Source organism: Tessaracoccus oleiagri (assembly GCF_900103275.1).
Taxonomy (GTDB): Bacteria; Actinomycetota; Actinomycetes; order Propionibacteriales; family Propionibacteriaceae; genus Arachnia; species Arachnia oleiagri.
In genome coordinates, this window is the sequence record NZ_FNGP01000001.1 from 752191 (window position 1) to 770292 (window position 18102).

Genomic DNA, 18102 nt, shown 5'->3' on the forward strand with positions numbered 1-18102 from the left:
CCCATGGCCGATGCCCTGGTGCTCGAAGTGGACGGACCCGACGGCAAGCGAGAGGTGAGGCTCAGCAGCCCCACCAAGGAGCTGTGGCCTGCCCTGACCAAGTCCGACGAGCACGGCCCGGCCCCCGCGGTGACCAAGAAGGACCTCGCCGACTACCTCCTCGCGGTGGCGGCCCCCTTCCTGCGCCTGAACGGCGACCGCCCGATGACGCTGCAGCGGTTCCCGGAGGGGGTCGGCGGCGAGGAGTTCTTCAGCAAGCGCCCGCCGCAGGGTGCGCCGTCGTACATCCGACGGGTCATGTGCACCTACCCGTCGCGCCGGCGCCACGAGCAACTGGCGTTCGACGAGCCGGCCGCGCTCGCGTGGGCGGCGCAGATGGGCACGATCACGTTCCACCCGTGGCCGGTGCGCACCGCGAACCTCGACAATCCCGACGAGCTGCGCATCGACCTGGACCCGCAGCCCGGCCGCGGGTTCCGCGACGCTGTCGAGGCCGCCTTCGCCCTGCGCGAGGTGATGGCCGAGGTGGGGCTGAAGGCGTTCGCGAAGACCTCCGGCAACCGCGGCGTCCACGTCTACGCCCGCATCCGCCCGACGCACGAGTTCCAGGACGTCCGGCACGGCGTGATCGGCATCGCCCGGGAGCTGGAGCGCCGGCTGCCGGACCTGGTCACCACGTCGTGGTGGAAGGAGGAGCGCGGCGAGCGGGTGTTCGTCGACTTCAACCAGGCCAACCGCGACCGCACGATCGCCGCCGCGTACTCGCCCCGCCCGCTGGCGTGGGCGCCGGTCTCCACCCCGCTCACCTGGGAGGAACTCCGCGACGCGGACCCCGCGGCCTTCACCGTCCGCACCGTCCCCGGACTGCTCGCCGACCGACCCTGCCCCTGGACGTCGATCGACGAGGAGCCCGGCGACGTGGCCGGCGCGCTCGCGCTGTGGGAGGCCGACCTCGAGCGCGGGCTCGGGGAGCTGAACTTCCCGCCCGACTATCCCAAGATGCCCGGCGAGCCGCCGCGGGTGCCGCCGTCGAAGCGGAAGGCGGACCGGCCCGAGGAGGACTACCTCGCGCCCAAGGCCGAGCGCGACGCGGAGTGGGGCACGCCGATCACGCCGCCTTTCGGGCCGATGCTCGCGAAGCTGGTCAAGGACTTCCCGAAGGCGGACGTGCTGTTCGAGCCGAAGTGGGACGGCTTCCGCACGATCATCTGGCGCTCGGGAGACCGGGTGGAGCTCGGCAGCCGCAACTCGCGCCCGATGACGCGATACTTCCCCGAGCTGGTGGAGGCGGTGAAGGCGAACTTCCCCGACCCGTGCGTGATCGACGGCGAGATCGTCCTCGTCGACCCGGACGGCAGCCGCCTCAACTTCGACCTCCTGCAGCAGCGGATCCACCCCGCGGAGTCGCGGATCAAGAAGCTCAGCAAGCAGTGGCCCGCGAGCTTCGTCGCCTTCGACCTGCTGGCGCTCGGCAAGACCAACTTCGCCGAGCGGCCGTTCCGGGAGCGACGCGAGGCGCTCGTCGAGGCGCTGGCCGTCGTGCGGCCGCCGATCCACCTGACGCAGGCAACCGACGACCGCGAGCTGGCGAAGCAGTGGTTCGAGCAGTTCGAGGGTGCGGGACTCGACGGGGTGATCGCCAAGCCCCTCGACGAGCCGTACGTCGAGGACAAGCGGGTCATGTGGAAGATCAAGCACGAGCGAACCGCGGACTGCGTCGTCGCCGGCTACCGGCTGTACAAGGGGGAGACCGACGCGGTCGGGTCGCTGCTGCTCGGCCTCTACGACGAGAACGGCGCGCTCAACTCCGTCGGTGTTATCGGCGCATTCCCGATGGGCCGCCGTCGGGAGCTGTTCACGGAGCTGCAGCCGCTGGTGACCACGTTCGACGAGCACCCCTGGGCCTGGGCGGCGCCGGAGGAGACGCCGGAGGACCTGCGCGACCAGCCGGTCCCGCGCACGCCGGGCGCCGCGGCGCACTCCCGGTGGAACGCGAAGAAGGACCTCTCGTTCACACCGCTCAGCCCGGAGCTCGTCGTCGAGGTCCGCTACGACCACATGGAGGGAGACCGGTTCCGGCACACCGCCCAGTTCGTCCGCTGGCGCCCGGACCGGACGCCGGAGTCGTGCACCTACGAGCAGCTCGAGGAGCCGGTGAAGTACAACCTCGCCGACGTGCTCGGCGAACCGCGGGCCGGCTGACGTTCCTGCGCCGGCCTCAGCGGCCGACGTAGCGGGCCAGGTGCTCGCCCGTGAGGGTGGCGCGCTGCTCGACGAGCTCGGCGGGCGTCCCCTCGAAGACCACCTCGCCGCCGTCGTGGCCGGCGCCGGGGCCGAGGTCGATGATCCAGTCGGCGTGCGCCATCACGGCCTGGTGGTGCTCGATGACGATCACCGACTTGCCGCCGTCGACGAGCCGGTCCAGCAGCGCGAGCAGTTGGTCCACGTCGGCCAGGTGCAGGCCGGTGGTGGGTTCGTCGAGGACGTAGGTGCCGCCCCTGTCGGCCATGTGGGTGGCGAGCTTGAGCCGCTGCCGCTCGCCGCCGGAGAGGCTGGACAGCTGCTGCCCGAGCGCGATGTAGCCGAGGCCCACGTCGGCCAGCCGATCGAGGATCTTCGCGGCGGCCGGGACCTTCGCGTCGCCCTCGGAGAAGAAGGGGAGCGCCTCGTCGACGGACATCTCGTAGACCTCGGCGATGTTCTTGCCGCCGAGCGTGTACTCCAGCACCTCGGCCTGGAAGCGGCGGCCCTCGCACTCGACGCAGAGGGTGGCGACGGTCGACATGGGGCCGAGGTCGGTGTAGACCATGCCGTTGCCCTTGCAAGTGGGGCAGGCGCCGTCGGAGTTCGCGGAGAAGAGGGCGGGCTTCACGCCGTTGGCCTTCGCGAACGCCTTCCGCACCGGCTCCAGCAGCGACGTGTACGTCGCCGGGTTCGAGCGGCGTGAGCCCCGGATCGGCGACTGGTCGACGTAGACGATCTCCAGGTCGCGCGGCATGGAGCCCTCGATGAGCGAGCTCTTGCCCGATCCCGCGACGCCGGTGATGACGGTGAGGCAGCCGAGGGGGACGTCCACGTCGACGTCCTTGAGGTTGTGGGTGCTGGCGTCGCGGATCTCGATGGCGCCCTTGGGCTTGCGGGTCTTCGGCTTCAGCTGGGCGCGGTGGTCGAAATGCCGGCCGGTCAGGGTGTCCGCGCGGCGGAGCTCGTCGACGGTGCCCTCGAACACCACCTCGCCGCCGGCGGAGCCCGCTCGAGGGCCGAGGTCGACGACGTGGTCGGCGATCACCATGACCTCCGGCTTGTGCTCCACGACCAGGACGGTGTTGCCCTTGTCGCGCAGCTGGAGCAGGAGCTGGTTCATCTTCTCCACGTCGGCGGGGTGGAGGCCGGCGGTGGGCTCGTCGAAGATGTAGGTGACGTCGGTGAGCGACGAGCCGAGGTGGCGGATCATCTTGGTGCGCTGCGCCTCGCCGCCCGACAGCGTGCCGGCGGGGCGCTCGAGCGACAGGTAGCCGAGCCCGATCTCGACGAACGACTGCAGCAGTTCGACGAGGTTGCGCACCAGCGGGGCGACGCGGGCGTCGTCGATCCCGCGGACCCACTCGAGCAGGTCGGTGATCTGCATGCGGCAGGCGTCGGCGATGTTGATGCCCTTGATCTTCGACGAGCGGGCTTCCGGCGCGAGGCGGGTGCCGTCGCACTCGGGGCACACCTTGAACGTCACCGCGCGGTCGACGAAGGCGCGGATGTGGGGCTGCATCGCCTCGCGGTCCTTGCTGAGGAACGTCCTCTGGATCGACGGGACGAGGCCGTTGTAGGTGATGTTGATGTTGTTGAACTTCACCTTGGTGTTCTCGCGGTACAGGAAGTCCTGCAGTTCGCGCTCGCTGTAGTCGCGGATGGGCTTGTCGGGGTCGAAGAAGCCGCTGTCGACGAAGATCTTCACGTTCCAGCCGTCGGGGTTGTAGCCCGGGATCTTGAACGGCCCCTCGCGCAGCGACTTCGTGTCGTCGTACAGCTCGTCGAGGGCGAGGTCGGAGATGTTGCCGATGCCCTCGCACCGGGGACACATGCCGCCCAGGATGTGGAACTCTGCGCGCTCGGCCTGCGGCTTCCCCGGCCCCTTCTGGACCTTGAGCATGCCGGACCCGACGGCCGACGGAACGTTAAAGCTGAACGCGTTGGGGGAGCCGATGTGGGGGTCGCCGATCTGCGAGAACAGCCGCCTCAGCAGGGCGTTCGCGTCGGTGGCGGTGCCGACGGTGGAGCGCTGGTTGGCGCCCATCCGCTCCTGGTCGACGATGATCGCCGTCGTCAGGCCCTCGAGGCGGTCGACGTCGGGCTGCGCGAGGTTGGGCATGAAGCCCTGCACGAACGCCGGGTACGTCTCGTTGATCATCCGCTGCGACTCGGCCGCGATGGTGTCGAACACCAGCGACGACTTGCCCGACCCCGAGACGCCGGTGAAGACGGTGAGCCGCCGCTTCGGGAGCTCGACGTGCACGTCGCGGAGATTGTTCTCGCGCGCGCCCTCGACGCGGATGGTGTCGTGGCTGTCGGCAACGTGGGTCATGGGACTCCTCAGATCAGAACCGGCACGGAACGCCCACCGTAGTCCGCCCCGCGCGGACGGCGGACGCCACTTGGGCTCAGCTGCCCGACTTGCGGCGGAACTCCCGCTTCCCGCCCACCTGGCCGTGGGCGTGCGCCTGGCCGCGGTCCGCATGGGTGCCGGGGCGTCCACCGTGCTCGGCCGCCTTCTTCCGCTCCAGCGCCTGGCGCATGGCTTCCTTGGGATCGAGCGGCGCCTCCCGCTCGGGCTGGCTGCCCGCGTCGGGCTCCTGCGGGACGTCGTCGGGCTTGGGCTCGGTCATCTGCCCAGCGTACGGGGAGGGCTGCCCGCGCGTAAACAGTGAGGCGGATTCACCGCAAGGATCCTGATTACCGTGGTCCAGGCAACGGAAATCAGGATCTTTGGCGCCCGGCGGTCAGGCTCCGACGCGTGCGACGAGCCAGTCTCCGACGATTCGCAGCAGCTCCGGGTCGGTGGGCTGCTTGGCGAGCTTCTTGTAGTTCGACAGCGACGGCTTGCCCGGCTCGTTGCGGAGGAGGTGCGTGAGGTCGTCGGGGCGGCGCGTCTCCACGGGGCCGGTAACGAGGTCGCGGATGATCGCCAGGTCGTCGGGGTTGACCTGGATGTCCTTCCCGCCGGTGACGGCGAGCACCGGGACGGTGATGCGACGCAGGTCCCCACGCGGGTCGTGGGCGAGGAACTCCCGCTGCCACTTGGCGTTCGCCTTCTGCAGCTGGATGCGGGCGACATCGGTGGTGGTGGCCTTGATCTTCGCGACAGCCTTGCGCTGCAGCTTTGGGATGTCGAGACGGAACAGCTTCAGCAGCCGCTTCGTGAACGGCGCCATCGACTCGCTGATCTGCACACCCTGCCAGAACATGGTCTCCTCGCCGGTGGTGCCGGGCGCCGCCAGCAGCACGGCGCCGGCCAGTTCCGGGTGCCGGGCCGCGAGCAGGGTGGCGTGCATGGCGCCCTCGCTGTGGCCGACGACGAACAGCGGCACGCCGGGCAACTGTCGGCCGAGCTCCGCGAGCGCCGCCTCGGCGTCGTCGGTGTTGTCGCGGAAGCCGGTCTCGAGGAAGGAGCCGGTCGACTCGCCCACGCCGCGCTTGTCGTACCGCAGCGACGCGAACCCGCGGCCCGCCAGCGACTCGGCGAGGTGCCGGGTCACGCTGATGGGGAGCTTGCGGTGGTCACTGTCGCGGTCCACCTCGCCCGAGCCGGGGATGAGAAGGGCGGCGCCGACGGGCGGGACGGCAGGCATCTCGAGGGTGCCTGCAAGGGTGGCGCGCCCGGAGGTGAAGCTGATGGGGGTCTCGGCTGCGAGCCGTGCGGACTCTGTGTGCATGGGGTTCCTTTCGGTATCTCCATTGTTATCAATAATGAGACTGTTGTCAATACTGATATCAGTCGTCCGTGGGCTGTGCGCGGTCGAGGGTCATGATCGTCGAGAGCAAGCGACGTTTCCGTCCGCGCCCCGGCTGGTTGTGGGCACGCCTCGCCACCTCCGCGCGGAGGTCCTCGACCAGCTTGTCGAGTTCCTCGTCGGTGAGCCACAGGGCGGCCTGGCGGTAGCCGATCCGATCCCGGTAGAGGTCGACGTCGCCCGTCCTGGTGTAGGCTTCGAAGGTCGCGAGCAGCCCGGAGACGAACGCGGCGAACGCCTGGCGGTGCTCGTCGGGCGTCATCTTCGCGAGCTCCTCGGGAGAGAGCTGCGAGGCCTCGACGTGGAGCTCGTAGGTCCGCTCCACCGCGCCCCGGATGCGACGCTCGCCCACCACGTCGAGGATGCCGGCCTCGGCGAGGGTGGCCACCTGCCGGTAGAGCGTGGCGGTGGTGACGTCGTCGAGTTCCTTGGCGATCTGCCCGGTGGTGAGCCGGCGTCCGCCGAGCAGCGTCTGGATGATGCGGAGGCGAACGGGGTGCAGGACCAGGTGGGCGGTGCTCTCGGTGCGGGCCATGGCGGTATCTTCTCATTCTTGAGTACATTCGCAGGCATACCGGACTCGCGGATCCCGGAGTAGCGTGGAACGGGCGGATTCACGGAAGGACTCGACCAATGTCGAACAGCGAGAAGAGCCGAACGAAGCTGCTCGCCGGTGGCAACCCCCAGATCCCGAAGGGCGAAGGGGATCAGCCGGTGCAGGCCTACATCGCGGCCATGCCGGGCTGGAAACGCGACGTGGGGAGGCGCCTCGACGACCTCGTCTCGCGCGCGGTCGCCTCGGTGCGGAAGGCGGTGAAGTGGAATCAGCCGTTCTACGGGGCCGACGACGAGGGCTGGTTCCTCTCGTTCCGCTGCTACACCGACTACGTCCAGGTGCAGTTCCTGAGGGGCACGTCACTCGACCCGATGCCGCCGAAGCCCTCGAAGCACGACGAGGTACGCTACCTCGACATCCGCGAGGACGACGACCGGGACGAGCTCGACGAGCAACTGCGGGCCTGGATCGAGCAGGCGAGCGTGCTTCCGAGCGTGGCGATGTGAGCCCTCTCAGCCACTCGCCGACGGGGCCACTGCGGCCCGTCGCTCGAGATGCCTGATGTCGCGCGCGAACGAGAACACCAGCAGCGCCAGGGCGACGGCCGTCGCGGCCTGCCCCACGGGCACCGCAACCGGCGGGGCCAGCGCGACGGCCAGCGCCACCGCCTGCAGGGCGGCGATCACCCGTCGCGACTGCCGGAAGGGGAGCGCCCCGCGCCACGCCGGACGCAGTAGCGCCCCCAGCCAGAAGAGGTAGCGGGCCAACCCGATCAGGAGCGCCCAGGGCGCGAACGGCGCGACCGCGAGCGAGACCACGAGCACGACGGCGGAATCCGTCTCCATGTCGAACCGGGCGCCCCTTGCGGTCGCCGTGCCGGTGCGGCGAGCGACCGCGCCGTCGACGGCGTCGAGGGCGAACGTCGGGACCAGGACAGCGAACAGCCACCACGAGCGCTCGGGCAGCAGGCCGAGCAACGTGAGTACCACCAGCAGTGCGACGACCACCCCCAGCCCTGCGCGGAGCAGCGTGACCTTGTCGGCCGGCGTCAAGGGCGCCGGCCGCCTCCTCGCGACTGCTTCACGGGTCATGGGTGCCCCATCGCCTCATGATCGCATCGACGTCGCGCTTGCGGTGCCCACGAGTGACATCGCCGTGATCGCCCTTGTCGCGACGCGTTCCATGCCATCATCGGACCGGACGCCGACCACGGGGGTCGGCGCGCTGCCTCGTCGAAGAGGCGGCCGAGGCGAAGAAGGAGCCTGGAAGTGGCGAAGGTCATGCTGGTCGGCGAGTCGTGGTCGGTGACCTCGATCCACGCCAAGGGGTTCGACACGTTCACGACGGTCGAGTACGCCGAGGGCGGTGCGGCGCTCATCAAGGCGCTGGAGGACGAGGGCCACGAGGTGTCGTACATGCCCTCCCACGTCGCGGCCACCGAATTCCCGTCGACGGTGGAGGGCCTGTCGGCGGTCGACGTCGTCCTGCTGAGCGACATCGGCTCCAACACGCTGCTCCTCCCGCACGCCACCTTCATCAAGGGCCAGGTCATGCCGAACCGGCTGGAGGTGCTGGCCGAGTGGGTCCGCGGCGGGGGCGGCTTCGCGATGATCGGCGGCTACATGACCTTCCAGGGCATCGAGGCCAAGGCCAACTACAAGAACACCGTCGTGGCGGAAGTCCTGCCCGTCACCATGCTCGACGGCGACGACCGCGTCGAGACGCCCCAAGGGGTCGTGCCAGCGGTGGCGGGGGAGCATGCCATCGTCGACGGTTTGTCGTTCGACGCGCCCCTGCTCGGCTACCAGCGCCTCGTCGCCCGGGACGACGCGGAGGTGCTGCTGACCGTCGGAGAGGACCCGCTCCTCGTGCTCGGCGAGGTGGGCTCCGGCCGCACCTGCGCCTACGCCAGCGACATCGGTCCTCACTGGGCGCCGGCCGAGTTCACCGACCAGGAGAGCTTCCGCAAGGTGTGGGGCCGCACTGTCGACTGGCTGGCGGGGGAGTAACCCGCGCGGCGCACCAGAAGTAGTGGTTGAGTGGGGTGCACCATGACTGGCTTCACCACGCGCCCCACCCTCACCGGCACCTTCGGCATGGTGTCGAGCACGCACTGGATCGCGTCGCAGACCGCGATGGCGATCCTCGAACAGGGCGGCAACGCATTCGACGCGACCGTCGCGGGCGGCTTCGTGCTGCACCTCGTCGAGCCGCACCTCAACGGGCCCGGCGGCGACCTCCCGGCGATCATCACCACCGCCGACGACCCAACCCCGGTCGTGCTCTGCGGTCAGGGCCCGGCACCATCCGGCGCGACCCCCGAGCACTTCGCCGGGCTCGGCATGGACCGCGTTCCCGGCGCCGGCCCGCTCGCCGCCGCGCTCCCCGGCGCCGTCGACGCCTGGCTGCTGCTCCTGCGCGACCACGGCACCATGACCCCCGCGCAGGTCCTCGCGCCCGCCCAGCACTACGCCCGCCACGGCCACCCGCTCGTCCCGCGCATCGGCCAGACCGTCGCGCTCGTCCGCGAACTCTTCGAGTCCGACTGGACCACCTCCGCCGACCTCTGGCTCCGCGACGGCCGCCCGCCCGGCCCCGGCGAGTTGTTCCGCAACCCCGCTTGGGCCGACACCCTCGACCGACTCGTCGCCGCCTCCGAGGCGAGCGCGTCCCGGGAAGCGGGCATCGACGCGGTCCGTGCGGCCTGGTCCGAGGGCTTCGTTGCCGACGCCATCGACGCCTTCAGCCGGCGCGCGTTCCGGCACTCCGACGGGACGGTCGCGCCCGGGCTGGTGACCGGCCAGGACCTCGCCGACTACCGCGCCTCGTGGGAGCCGGCGGTCGTCGCCGAGTACCGCGGAAACACCGTCGCCAAGACCGCAGCCTGGGGGCAGGGGCCGGCGCTGCTGCAGGTGCTGGGCATGCTCGACGCGCTGGGGGATCCGCCGGACCTCGACACTGCCGACGGCGTGCACGTCGTCGCCGAGGCGTGGAAGCTCGCGATGGCCGACCGCGAGGCGTGGTTCGGCGACTCCGGCGACGAACCCGTCCCGCTCGACGACCTCCTCGCCCCCGCCTACCTCGCCCAGCGCGCGTCGCTGATCGGCCACGAGGCGGACGCGACGGTGCGGCCCGGCTCCCCGGGCGGCCGCCGGCCGCGTATGGCGGCGCTCGCATCCGAGACCGCACTGCCCGACGGGGTGGGCCCGGCCGTGGGGGAGCCGACCGTCACCCGCGAGGGTGAGACCCGCGGCGACACCTGCCACATCGACGTCGTCGACCGGTGGGGCAACATGATCTCCGCCACCCCCAGCGGCGGCTGGCTGCAGTCGTCGCCGGTGATCCCGGAGCTCGGCTTCCCGCTCGGCAGCCGGCTGCAGATGATGTGGCTGGAGCAGGGGCTGCCGTCGTCGCTGCGCCCCGGCCGCCGGCCCCGGACCACGCTCACGCCCACCCTCGTCCTTCGCGACGAGGTGCCCCGCCTCGCCTGCGGGTCACCCGGGGGCGACCAGCAGGACCAGTGGCAGTCGCTGTTCCTGCTGCGGCACCTCACCGGCGGTGAGTCGCTGCAGGAGGCAATCGACGCGCCGGCGTTCCACACGACGAGCTTCCCCGGCTCGTTCTACCCGCGGGTGGTGGAGCCGGGGGTGCTCGTCGCGGAGGACCGGCTGGGGGCTGCCGTCCTCGACGAGCTGCGCGGGCGGGGGCATCTCGTCGTGGAGCAGGGGCCGTGGACGCTGGGGCGGATGTGCGCCGTCGCCCGCGACCCGGAGTCTGGCTTGCTGAGTGCGGCGGCGAACCCCCGCGGGATGCAGGGGTACGCCGTCGGGCGCTGACGCGGACGGCTCAGGCGGCCGCTGCCACCGGTGGGCACTGCCCGGTGGCGCAGGTGCGCTCTGCCCGCGAGCGGGCGAGGTGCTCGAGGCGGTCGCGCCGCTCGCGCCGGTCGAGGTGGCGCTCCTCGGCGGTGGCGAGGCGCTCGTCGTGGATGGTGAACATGAGTGAAGGGTCGACGGGATTGAGCATGGTCTGCTCCTAGTGGATGCTGCGCGGATCAGTTCGGGGTCGCCAGTAGCGACAGGTCATGCAGAGATCTCTATGCAAAGATAACTCTGCATCCGGGGAAGCGCAAGACCTTGAGGCAGCCAATCTGTGTCAGGCGCTACTGGGCGACTTCCGCCGGTCGCCTTCTCCCTCGCCGCAGGATCGTCGACGGCCAGCTGCTGAACGTGCCCACCAGGGTGATCAGGGACGGTACGAGCAGCGCGCGCACGATGAACACGTCGATCAGGATCCCGACCCCCAGCAGGAATCCGAGCTCGTGGAACGGGCCGAGCGGGATCAGCGCGAGGAGCCCGAAGCTGGCGGCGAGTGCGAGGCCGGCGGAGGTGATGGCGCGGGTCGACTCCGGGGTGGCGACGAGCAGCGCCTCGCGCATCGGGCGGTTGCGGGCCTCCTGCCAGATGTGGCCGACGGCGAAGATGTTGTAGTCGGAGCCGAGGGACAGCAGCAGGACCGAGACGGCGAACGGCACGTAGAACGTGAGGCCGTCCTGGCCGAGGTAGTCCTGGAAGAAGAGCACCGCGAGCCCCAGCGTCGCGCCGAGCGCCAGGACGCTCGAGGCGAGGAGGTACAGCGGCGCGATCAGGGCGCGGAGGAAGATGACGAGGAGCAACAGGTTGACGGCGAGCGCGACGAGCCCGATGCGGAGCAGGTCGTTGCTGGTGTCGGCGATGATGCCCGAGGCGAGCGCGGTGTCGCCGCCCACGTAGCTGGTGACCTCGCCCAGGCCCGCGTCGGTGGCGAGCTGCGGCAGCGACTCCCGGATCGAGCCGAGCGTGTCGATCGCGGTCGCCTCCAGCGGCGTGCTGTCGAGCACGACGAGGTAGCGCACCGCCTCGCCCGACTTGGCGGTGAAGGCCCCCGCGTCGTCGGCGGCGGGCAGGTCACCGGGACCGATCACGCCCGCCACCCCGGGCTGGGTCTTGAGGGCCTCGCCGAACTGGGCGACCTCCTCCTGCTTCTCCCCGATCCCGGGCGCCTCGAGCACGATCTCGGTGGGGGAGACGATGCCGGGGGCGAAGCCCTCGCCGGCGGCGTCCGCCGCGCGCTGGGCGCTCGTGGTTTCGGGCAGGGACTGCACGAATCCCAGGCCGAGCTCCATGTCCTTCGCCTGGTAGGCGAGGGCGCCGAGGCCCGCCACGCACAGCAGCACGATGACGAAGGCCGAGGCGCGGTTCGCCACCGCGCGGGTGAGGAACGACGGCCGTTCGCGCACCTTGGTGGGTGCCACGGCGAGCTTGCGCGGCCAGAACGCCGCTCCGCCGAGGATGGCGAGCAGGGCCGGCACGAGCGTGATGGCCACCACCAACCCCGTGAGGACGGTGAGCGCCAGCGCGGGGCCGAAGCCGCTGAAGAGCGGGGACTCCGCGACGAGCAGCGATGCGGTACCTGCGGCGACCGTGACGCCGGCCACCGTGACGATCGGCGTGAAGGAGGCGGTGGCCAGGCGGGCCGCCTCGAGGCGGTCGTAGCCCTCCCGTAGACGGGCCCGCAGGCCGGAGAGGTAGAAGATGCAGTAGTCGGTGACGATGCCGAGCAGAAGCGCGACGATCAGCGGCCGGAGGTCGGCGGGTATCGAGACGTTCATCACGGTGGAGGCCCACCCGGAGACGCCGAGCGTGACGAAGACGGCGGCGCCGACGGAGATCAGCGTGAGCAACGGCGCCACGAGAGACCCGAAGGTGACGGCCACGATCGTCAGGACCGCCAGGATGGTCACGACCTCGACGATGTGCACGTAGGAGTTGAGGACGCGGCCCTGGGCCGCCCGGGCGGGGATGGAGCCCGTGACGCCCACGTAGGAGTCGGACGCGTCGGTGAGCTGCTGGGCAGCGAATTCCTCGATGTGGTAGGTCTGGTCGAAGAAGTTCATGTTCGGGTCCCCGAACACGAACGTGACGACGGTCGTGTTCTTCTCGCCGGCGCCCGGGAACGCGCCCTCGGCGTTCGGCACCGGGATCGCGCCCAGCAGGGGCACGTCGTAGGCCTTCTGGGTGATGGCGATGCCGCGCATGACGGCCTCCGCCTGGACCAGCGGCGACAGGCCCTCGGGGTCGCGCTGCACGATAGCCGCGCGGCTCAGGAGGGGGAACCCGAAGAGCTCCAACGACCGCTGTTCCGCCGCGAAGCTGGCGTCGTTGGCGCCGAGCGCCTCGATGTCGTTCGCGGAGCCCTGCGGCGCGGGCAGGTACAGCTGGGCGGCGACGGCGGCGGCGATCCACCCGAGGACGATGAACCAGCGCAGCGCGACCGTCACGCGGGCGTAGCCGTACCAGAGCTTGGCCATGAAGCCGCGACGGGGCGGCGACTCGGGGCGGGCCGGTGCGTCGCTCATCGCGTCGGGCTCGCGCTCGGGCTGGGCTCCGGCGACGGCGACTCAGCGGGCTCCGGTGACTCTTCACCCTGCGGTGACTCTCCGGCCTGCGGTGTCTTGCCGGCCTGGGCGAGGCACGCCTCGGAGGCGCCGTCGGCCGTCTCGCGGGCGTCCTGCAGCTTGTCGAACGTCTCCTGCAGCGCCTTCGCGTCCTGCGCCTGCGCACCTGCGGCCAGCTCGTCGACCGCCTGCTCCACCACGAGGTTGTATTCCGCGGCTCGCACGCACTCGTCAGAGACGGCTCCCGGCTCTGCGGTCGAGTCGTCGGCGGTGGGTGTCGGCGAAGGCGACGGGGTCGGGCTGGCGCTGATGACCGGCTGGGCCTTCAGTGGGGTCGCCCATCCGATGCCCAAGAGGAAGACCCCGGCTGCGGCGGTCAGCGCAATGCCGACGAGGAGGCCGATCAGGAGCATCACCCCGCCCCCGAACCCGCTGCGGCGTGGAGCGCCCCGTTGCTCGTCGACTGTCATCGGTCCTCCTGGTGGTGCGGCCGGCGCTGGCCCGTGGGGACAGCAGTGATGCGATGCTACTTGTCAGGCGCGTCTTTCGAATGCACTTTCGTACCGGGAGCCGTCGGTCCATTCGCGGCAAGTCGTAATCACAGCCATCCTCGCTGACGTCCTCGAGGAATTCGCTGAAGAGGTTGTAGAGGATCAGGTAGTACACGCGCTGCGGCGAGTTCTCTGCGTACACGCTCGCGATGTGATCGCGGACCGTCTCCGTCACATCATCGAGCTGGTCTGGGTTGTGCCAAATCTGGTCGAAGAGCTGAACGAACTGCCTCGTCTCGGATGCGCCCTCGAACTTGGTGACGACGTTGGAAACGGCGGGCCCGCGCTCATATCCCAGGTCGGCCGTCGTGAAGCCCTGGATCGGAAAGTATGCAGCATCCTCGTCGACCGCCGCGAGCGCCTGCATCGGCGCGCCGGTGTGATTCGAGCGGAAGGTGACCTTCTGCCGTACCCACTCAGCGCACTCGCGCGCGATCGCCCGCTGGGTCAGCTTGTTGCGCAGCCGGATTTCGAACTCGGTGCCGTAGAGCGCAGCGTCTCGGTTCTTGTCGTTGGGGATGAAAAACTGGCGCTTCTCAGGCGCCGGCTTGTCGGTCGCTTTCGTCGTGGTGAACGACGGCGCGGTGAAGATGAACTCTAACTCGTCGATCGACTGAAGCTCTTCCTTAAGCGCCTCGAACGCGAAGATCGAGAAGGTGCTCGCGGCGATGCGCAGCTTCGAACCCGGCTTGATCGACGCCTTCAGATTGTCGCCGAGGTATTCGTTGAGGTTGTCGATGATTCTCATTCAGACGCCCCTAGCCTCGTCCTCGGCGTCCGGGCTGCCGAAGCCGCTCGGCGCTCACGTCGATGACCTCCGCGATGAGGGTAGACAAGAGCGTGCACAGTGGCCACCATAGCGAAGGCTTACTCTTCTTGCCCGTACCACACTCCCGGACCAGTCCCCGTGACGTTCGTCGACCCGTACGCCTGGACAGGAGAACGAGAAAACTGCGCAGCCCGAGAGCTTGGGCCAAGGAGTAGGGCTGTGGAGCATAGGGGACTCGAACCCTGAAGGAAATCCGCGCTCACAAGGTATTTTATGCCTCAGCGGCCGTGGTGAGCCCAAAGCGAGCCCATCTCACACCCTTCTTGCTTTGCTCGAGGATGGATCCGCCGCGACCACTAGATGCAGAGGTTAATCGCAACCGCAGGCGCCGCTCAGCGACGGTACGAGAAAACAGACTGGGCACGCCGCGGTGAATATCTCTAGACCATCCTTGCCCCCGCTCGAGCCGGGACGGTATGTCGAGAGGTGATACCAACGACCGTTATTGCTTTCATCACCACCAATCCCTTGCGGCATGAGTGCGGGATCCACGCCCTTCGCCCACTCGGGCGAAGTCCAGTACATCACTCCGGGGCTGATCTGGAGCGCCACTCGGCCCTTCGCTCGAGCGACAACGTACTGCCCCGACGGCGGTTGGTAATAGTCTCTCTCGGGGAGGGCGTCTAGTGCGTTATCGATGAGCGCGCGGTCGCTGTGACTCCAGTTCTCGCGCCACTCAAGGACTTGTTGACGAGTAAGAACTCGTGTGCCCATCGCGCACCTCCTTCTCCGTTGAGATCGCACCGCGTCGGGCCACAAGCCGCGCTGCTCCAGACACTCGCTACGCACTCTAGCGTTCCGACGCGTGTCGTTGGCTTGCGTGCGAGGCGTTCACCACATCCGAACTCACTCGTACCTCGACTGATAGTCCCAGCTACCAGCTCCGCCTGGGGACATGCGACGTGCTGCTCGACCGACAGAGCTCCTCCGACCCGCACGGTGCGGTCGTTGAGTGGTGTCGATGGCTGCGTCCGTGGCTGATCGGTCATCACGCCGCTGATGTCCAAAGAGGCGTCCCGCAGGAACGTATGGAACCCCAGCGAGAGGGGGGTACACGGGTGGGGTGCGTCGCTCGGGATTGCCCCTCCACCCCTACCATCCTTCAGAAGCTGCCGGGTGGCCCGTGGGCGCGCTGGGATCGTCCGGCGCATCGAACGGTTGCGCCGTCCAACGTTCGGCTCTCCTTCGCACGATGCGGCGCCTTCATCCAATCGCGCCAAGACCGACGGGTGGTGGGAACGGAGCCAGCGGGTCTCGAGCTCCCCCGTAGACCAAGCACCCCAAGAGCTGCCTAGAGTTTTCCTAGTGGTGAGAGTCCGAAGGGCCTAGTCAGCTACGCCTATAAGCGTAAACGCATCCGGCGTCAGGTTGTGGAGCATAGGGGACTCGAACCCCTAACTTCCACCTTGCAAAGGTGGCACTCTACCAATTGAGTTAATGCCCCGAGCGCTCGGCAAGTATAGCCACGAGCGCGCGGCGGGGCGCAAACGCGGCTCAGCGGCCGAACTCGAGCAGCAGCACGCCGCCGATCACGAGCGCGATGCCGAGCGACATCAGCGGCGAGAACGGCTCGGCGAAGAAGAGGCGGCTGAGGACCGCCGTCGCCGCCACGCCCACGGCGGTCCAGACCCCGTACGCCACCGCGAGCGGCATCCCGGTGGTGAGCGACAGCGACAGCGCGGTGAACGCCACCACGTAGCCGACGGCCACCACCGCGTACCAGCGCCGCCCGCTGGTGACGGCCTTCCGCAGGCTCATGGTCCCGGTGACCTCGGCCGCGATCGCCACGGCGAGGTAGAGCCAGGCCGTCACCGCTCGTCGCCGATCCGCGCCTCGCGTTGCCGCATCGCCGCCTGCGAGCCCAGTTCGATGCACAGCACCCCGGTGGCGATCACGACGATGCCCACACCCATGAGGAGGGTGAGTGGCTCGTCGAACAGCCACCTCGACAGCAGCGCCGTGACCGCCACGCCGCTCGCGCCCCAGATCCCGTAGGCCACCCCGAGCCCCATGCCCGCCCGCAGGCACACGGCCAGCGCCGCGAACGCCCCGACGTAGCCCGTCACCACGACGGCGTACAGCCACGGCCGGTCGAGCGCGCCCCGCAGACTCAGCGTCGCCGACACCTCCAGCAGGATCGCCGCGACGAGGAAGCCCCACGCCCGGCGGCGGTCGGCCCCGCCCGTCAACGCGCCCCCCGGCGCAGTCGCGGCGGCCCCAGCGTGGCCGCGATCAGCATGCCCTTCTCGCGCACGGACATGCGCCGGAACATCCCCCACATGGCCCCGGCCAGCTCGGCGTGGCCGGAGTCCCGCGACATGAACGCGCGCTGCGCCGCCGACGGGAGCCGGCCGAACGCGTCGAACAGGCCGAGCGTGCCGTCGACGCCGAGCCGCAGCAGCGCGCGCAGCCCCATCTCGCGCAGCACGTCGGCGGGCCCGAACGGATCCACCCCCACCGGCTTGCCGGCCGCGATCCTCTTGGCCAGCGGGTCGGCCACCCGCAGGGAGTGGGCGACGGAGTAGCCGGTGACGAGGTTGCCGCCGCGGCCAGCAGTGCCGATCGCGAGCGCCCCGTCGGGCGGCGGCGCGCCCCGGCCGCGCATCGGGATCCGGACCACCTCCCGGTCGATCGGTGACTCGAGGGCCCCCGCGTCGACGCCCCGCGCCAACAGCCGGTGTCGCAGGCGGGCGCGCAACTCGTCGATGGGCATCCCGGGGGCGGCCGCGAGGCACGTCTCCTCCAGCAGGACGGTGCCGTCTCCGAGCGGGATGGCGTAGAGGAACGACGGCGTGCCCGTCGGGTGCTTGCGCGCGGACCAGTCGGTGCGCCAGTCCATCAGCAGGGCGGCTGCGCCCTGCAGCGCGGGGGCCGCAGCCTCCTCGGGCACGACGATGCCGTACGCGGTCTGGGCCGGGGCCGGGTCGTCGGCCACCCGACCGTCGGGACGCGCGCCGCGGGCGTCGACCACCACCCGCGCCTCCGTGCCCAGCGCCCGCACGCCGGCGTCGTCGAGGCGGCCGCGTCGCAGCTCCACGCCGTCGAGGGGCAGGGCGGCCTGGAGGGTGGCGTTGTCGAGGACGAGGTAGTCGCGCGCCAACCGGTGGGTGCCGCGGGCGCGGATCTCGGGCCCGGAAATCCTGGAGCGCACCACGGACTCGGGGAGGTCGCCCAGCTCGTCGCCCCAGATCCCGTAGGTGGGCGTCCACACGGCCTCGGGGCGAGGGTCGACGGCGAGCACCCGCAGCCCCTGCGCGGCGCAGCGCGACGCCAGGGCCCGTCCTGCGGGACCGAGGCCGGCGATGGCGACGTCGAACGTGGGAATGGCGGTCACGGCGCCAATCCTCCCACGCCCCACGGGTTCCTCCGCCGAGTGGCCCTACGCGAAGAAGACCGCGGAGTTCTGCAGCACCGCCAGCGCGGCGATCGCCAGCCCGACCCAGCCGGGCAGCATCGCCTTCGGCTCCCCCTGGGCGGCCGCTGCCCGGCCGAACCGGAACGCGAGGAACACAGGGATCACCAGCAGGACCAGCAGCACGAGGAAGACGACGAGCGCGGACCCGCGCGGCAGCAGCTCGCCCTCGGGGGTCCCGGTGGAGGACATCAGGGCCGAGCCCACCGCGAACGCGATGATGACGGCGACGGGGATGCCGAGCAGGCTGAGCCATGCGTTGCGCATGGGGTGGGTTTTGTGGGTGGTGGTGCTCATGGCCGACTCCTTTGAGCCA

General features: G+C 70.1%; 17 protein-coding genes and 1 tRNA gene. 4 read left to right on the forward strand and 14 right to left on the reverse strand.

Annotated features, from left to right (window positions below; translation table 11 throughout):
* Positions 1-3: 3 nt before the first annotated feature.
* A complete protein-coding gene (locus BLR46_RS15550) occupies positions 4-2202 on the forward strand; it encodes an ATP-dependent DNA ligase (protein ID WP_093248913.1) in 2199 nt (732 codons plus the stop codon).
* Between the two features lie 16 nt (positions 2203-2218).
* Here BLR46_RS15550 and BLR46_RS03420 read toward each other — a convergent pair whose 3' ends face one another.
* The 4 genes from BLR46_RS03420 to BLR46_RS03435 form a co-directional block, all read right to left on the reverse strand.
* Positions 2219-4576, reverse strand: coding sequence for an ATP-binding cassette domain-containing protein (locus tag BLR46_RS03420; RefSeq protein WP_093248915.1), 2358 nt, complete (start codon positions 4574-4576; stop codon positions 2219-2221).
* Positions 4577-4652: 76 nt separating this feature from the next.
* Positions 4653-4877 (reverse strand): DUF5302 domain-containing protein, encoded by a 225-nt coding sequence (locus BLR46_RS15395; protein ID WP_093248916.1) that lies wholly within the window; start codon positions 4875-4877, stop codon positions 4653-4655.
* 114 nt (positions 4878-4991) lie between these two features.
* Positions 4992-5924, reverse strand: a complete 933-nt coding sequence (locus BLR46_RS03430; RefSeq protein WP_093248918.1) for an alpha/beta hydrolase — start codon at positions 5922-5924, stop codon at positions 4992-4994.
* Between the two features lie 58 nt (positions 5925-5982).
* Positions 5983-6537, reverse strand: coding sequence for a helix-turn-helix domain-containing protein (locus BLR46_RS03435; RefSeq protein WP_093248919.1), 555 nt, complete (start codon positions 6535-6537; stop codon positions 5983-5985).
* 98 nt (positions 6538-6635) lie between these two features.
* Here BLR46_RS03435 and BLR46_RS03440 point away from each other — a divergent pair, with 98 nt between their 5' ends.
* On the forward strand, positions 6636-7064 hold the full coding sequence (locus tag BLR46_RS03440; protein WP_093248921.1) for a DUF1801 domain-containing protein: 429 nt from the start codon (positions 6636-6638) through the stop codon (positions 7062-7064).
* A gap of 6 nt (positions 7065-7070) precedes the next feature.
* Here the strand turns inward: BLR46_RS03440 and BLR46_RS03445 are convergent, their stop codons facing one another.
* Positions 7071-7649 carry a CDP-alcohol phosphatidyltransferase family protein gene (locus BLR46_RS03445; protein ID WP_093248922.1) on the reverse strand — a complete coding sequence of 193 codons (579 nt, stop codon included), beginning with the start codon at positions 7647-7649 and terminating at the stop codon, positions 7071-7073.
* A 177-nt stretch (positions 7650-7826) separates the two neighbouring features.
* Here BLR46_RS03445 and BLR46_RS03450 point away from each other — a divergent pair, with 177 nt between their 5' ends.
* Both BLR46_RS03450 and BLR46_RS03455 read left to right on the forward strand, forming a co-directional pair.
* Positions 7827-8567 carry a glutamine amidotransferase gene (locus BLR46_RS03450; protein WP_093248924.1) on the forward strand — a complete coding sequence of 247 codons (741 nt, stop codon included), beginning with the start codon at positions 7827-7829 and terminating at the stop codon, positions 8565-8567.
* A 42-nt stretch (positions 8568-8609) separates the two neighbouring features.
* Complete coding sequence (locus BLR46_RS03455; RefSeq protein ID WP_093248925.1) at positions 8610-10394, forward strand: gamma-glutamyltransferase family protein; 1785 nt, start codon at positions 8610-8612, stop codon at positions 10392-10394.
* 10 nt (positions 10395-10404) lie between these two features.
* Here the strand turns inward: BLR46_RS03455 and BLR46_RS03460 are convergent, their stop codons facing one another.
* The 9 genes from BLR46_RS03460 to BLR46_RS15230 form a co-directional block, all read right to left on the reverse strand.
* Complete coding sequence (locus tag BLR46_RS03460; protein ID WP_093248927.1) at positions 10405-10584, reverse strand: hypothetical protein; 180 nt, start codon at positions 10582-10584, stop codon at positions 10405-10407.
* 136 nt (positions 10585-10720) lie between these two features.
* Positions 10721-12955 (reverse strand): MMPL family transporter, encoded by a 2235-nt coding sequence (locus tag BLR46_RS03465; RefSeq protein ID WP_093248928.1) that lies wholly within the window; start codon positions 12953-12955, stop codon positions 10721-10723.
* Positions 12952-13218, reverse strand: coding sequence for a hypothetical protein (locus tag BLR46_RS03470; RefSeq protein WP_093248930.1), 267 nt, complete (start codon positions 13216-13218; stop codon positions 12952-12954). Before BLR46_RS03470 ends, BLR46_RS03465 begins: the two co-directional genes overlap by 4 nt.
* 7 nt (positions 13219-13225) lie before the next feature.
* Positions 13226-14293 (reverse strand): phospholipase D-like domain-containing protein, encoded by a 1068-nt coding sequence (locus BLR46_RS15215; RefSeq protein ID WP_218118299.1) that lies wholly within the window; start codon positions 14291-14293, stop codon positions 13226-13228.
* A gap of 1452 nt (positions 14294-15745) precedes the next feature.
* Positions 15746-15818: transfer RNA gene (locus tag BLR46_RS03480), tRNA-Ala, on the reverse strand.
* Between the two features lie 50 nt (positions 15819-15868).
* A complete protein-coding gene (locus BLR46_RS03485; RefSeq protein ID WP_093248931.1) occupies positions 15869-16186 on the reverse strand; it encodes a DMT family transporter in 318 nt (105 codons plus the stop codon).
* Positions 16183-16563 (reverse strand): DMT family transporter, encoded by a 381-nt coding sequence (locus tag BLR46_RS15220; RefSeq protein ID WP_218118300.1) that lies wholly within the window; start codon positions 16561-16563, stop codon positions 16183-16185. The genes BLR46_RS03485 and BLR46_RS15220 overlap by 4 nt, the downstream gene beginning before the upstream one ends.
* Positions 16560-17708 (reverse strand): lycopene cyclase family protein, encoded by a 1149-nt coding sequence (locus BLR46_RS15225; protein ID WP_218118301.1) that lies wholly within the window; start codon positions 17706-17708, stop codon positions 16560-16562. The genes BLR46_RS15220 and BLR46_RS15225 overlap by 4 nt, the downstream gene beginning before the upstream one ends.
* A 45-nt stretch (positions 17709-17753) precedes the next feature.
* Positions 17754-18083 (reverse strand): hypothetical protein, encoded by a 330-nt coding sequence (locus BLR46_RS15230; protein ID WP_218118302.1) that lies wholly within the window; start codon positions 18081-18083, stop codon positions 17754-17756.
* Positions 18084-18102 lie beyond the last annotated feature (19 nt).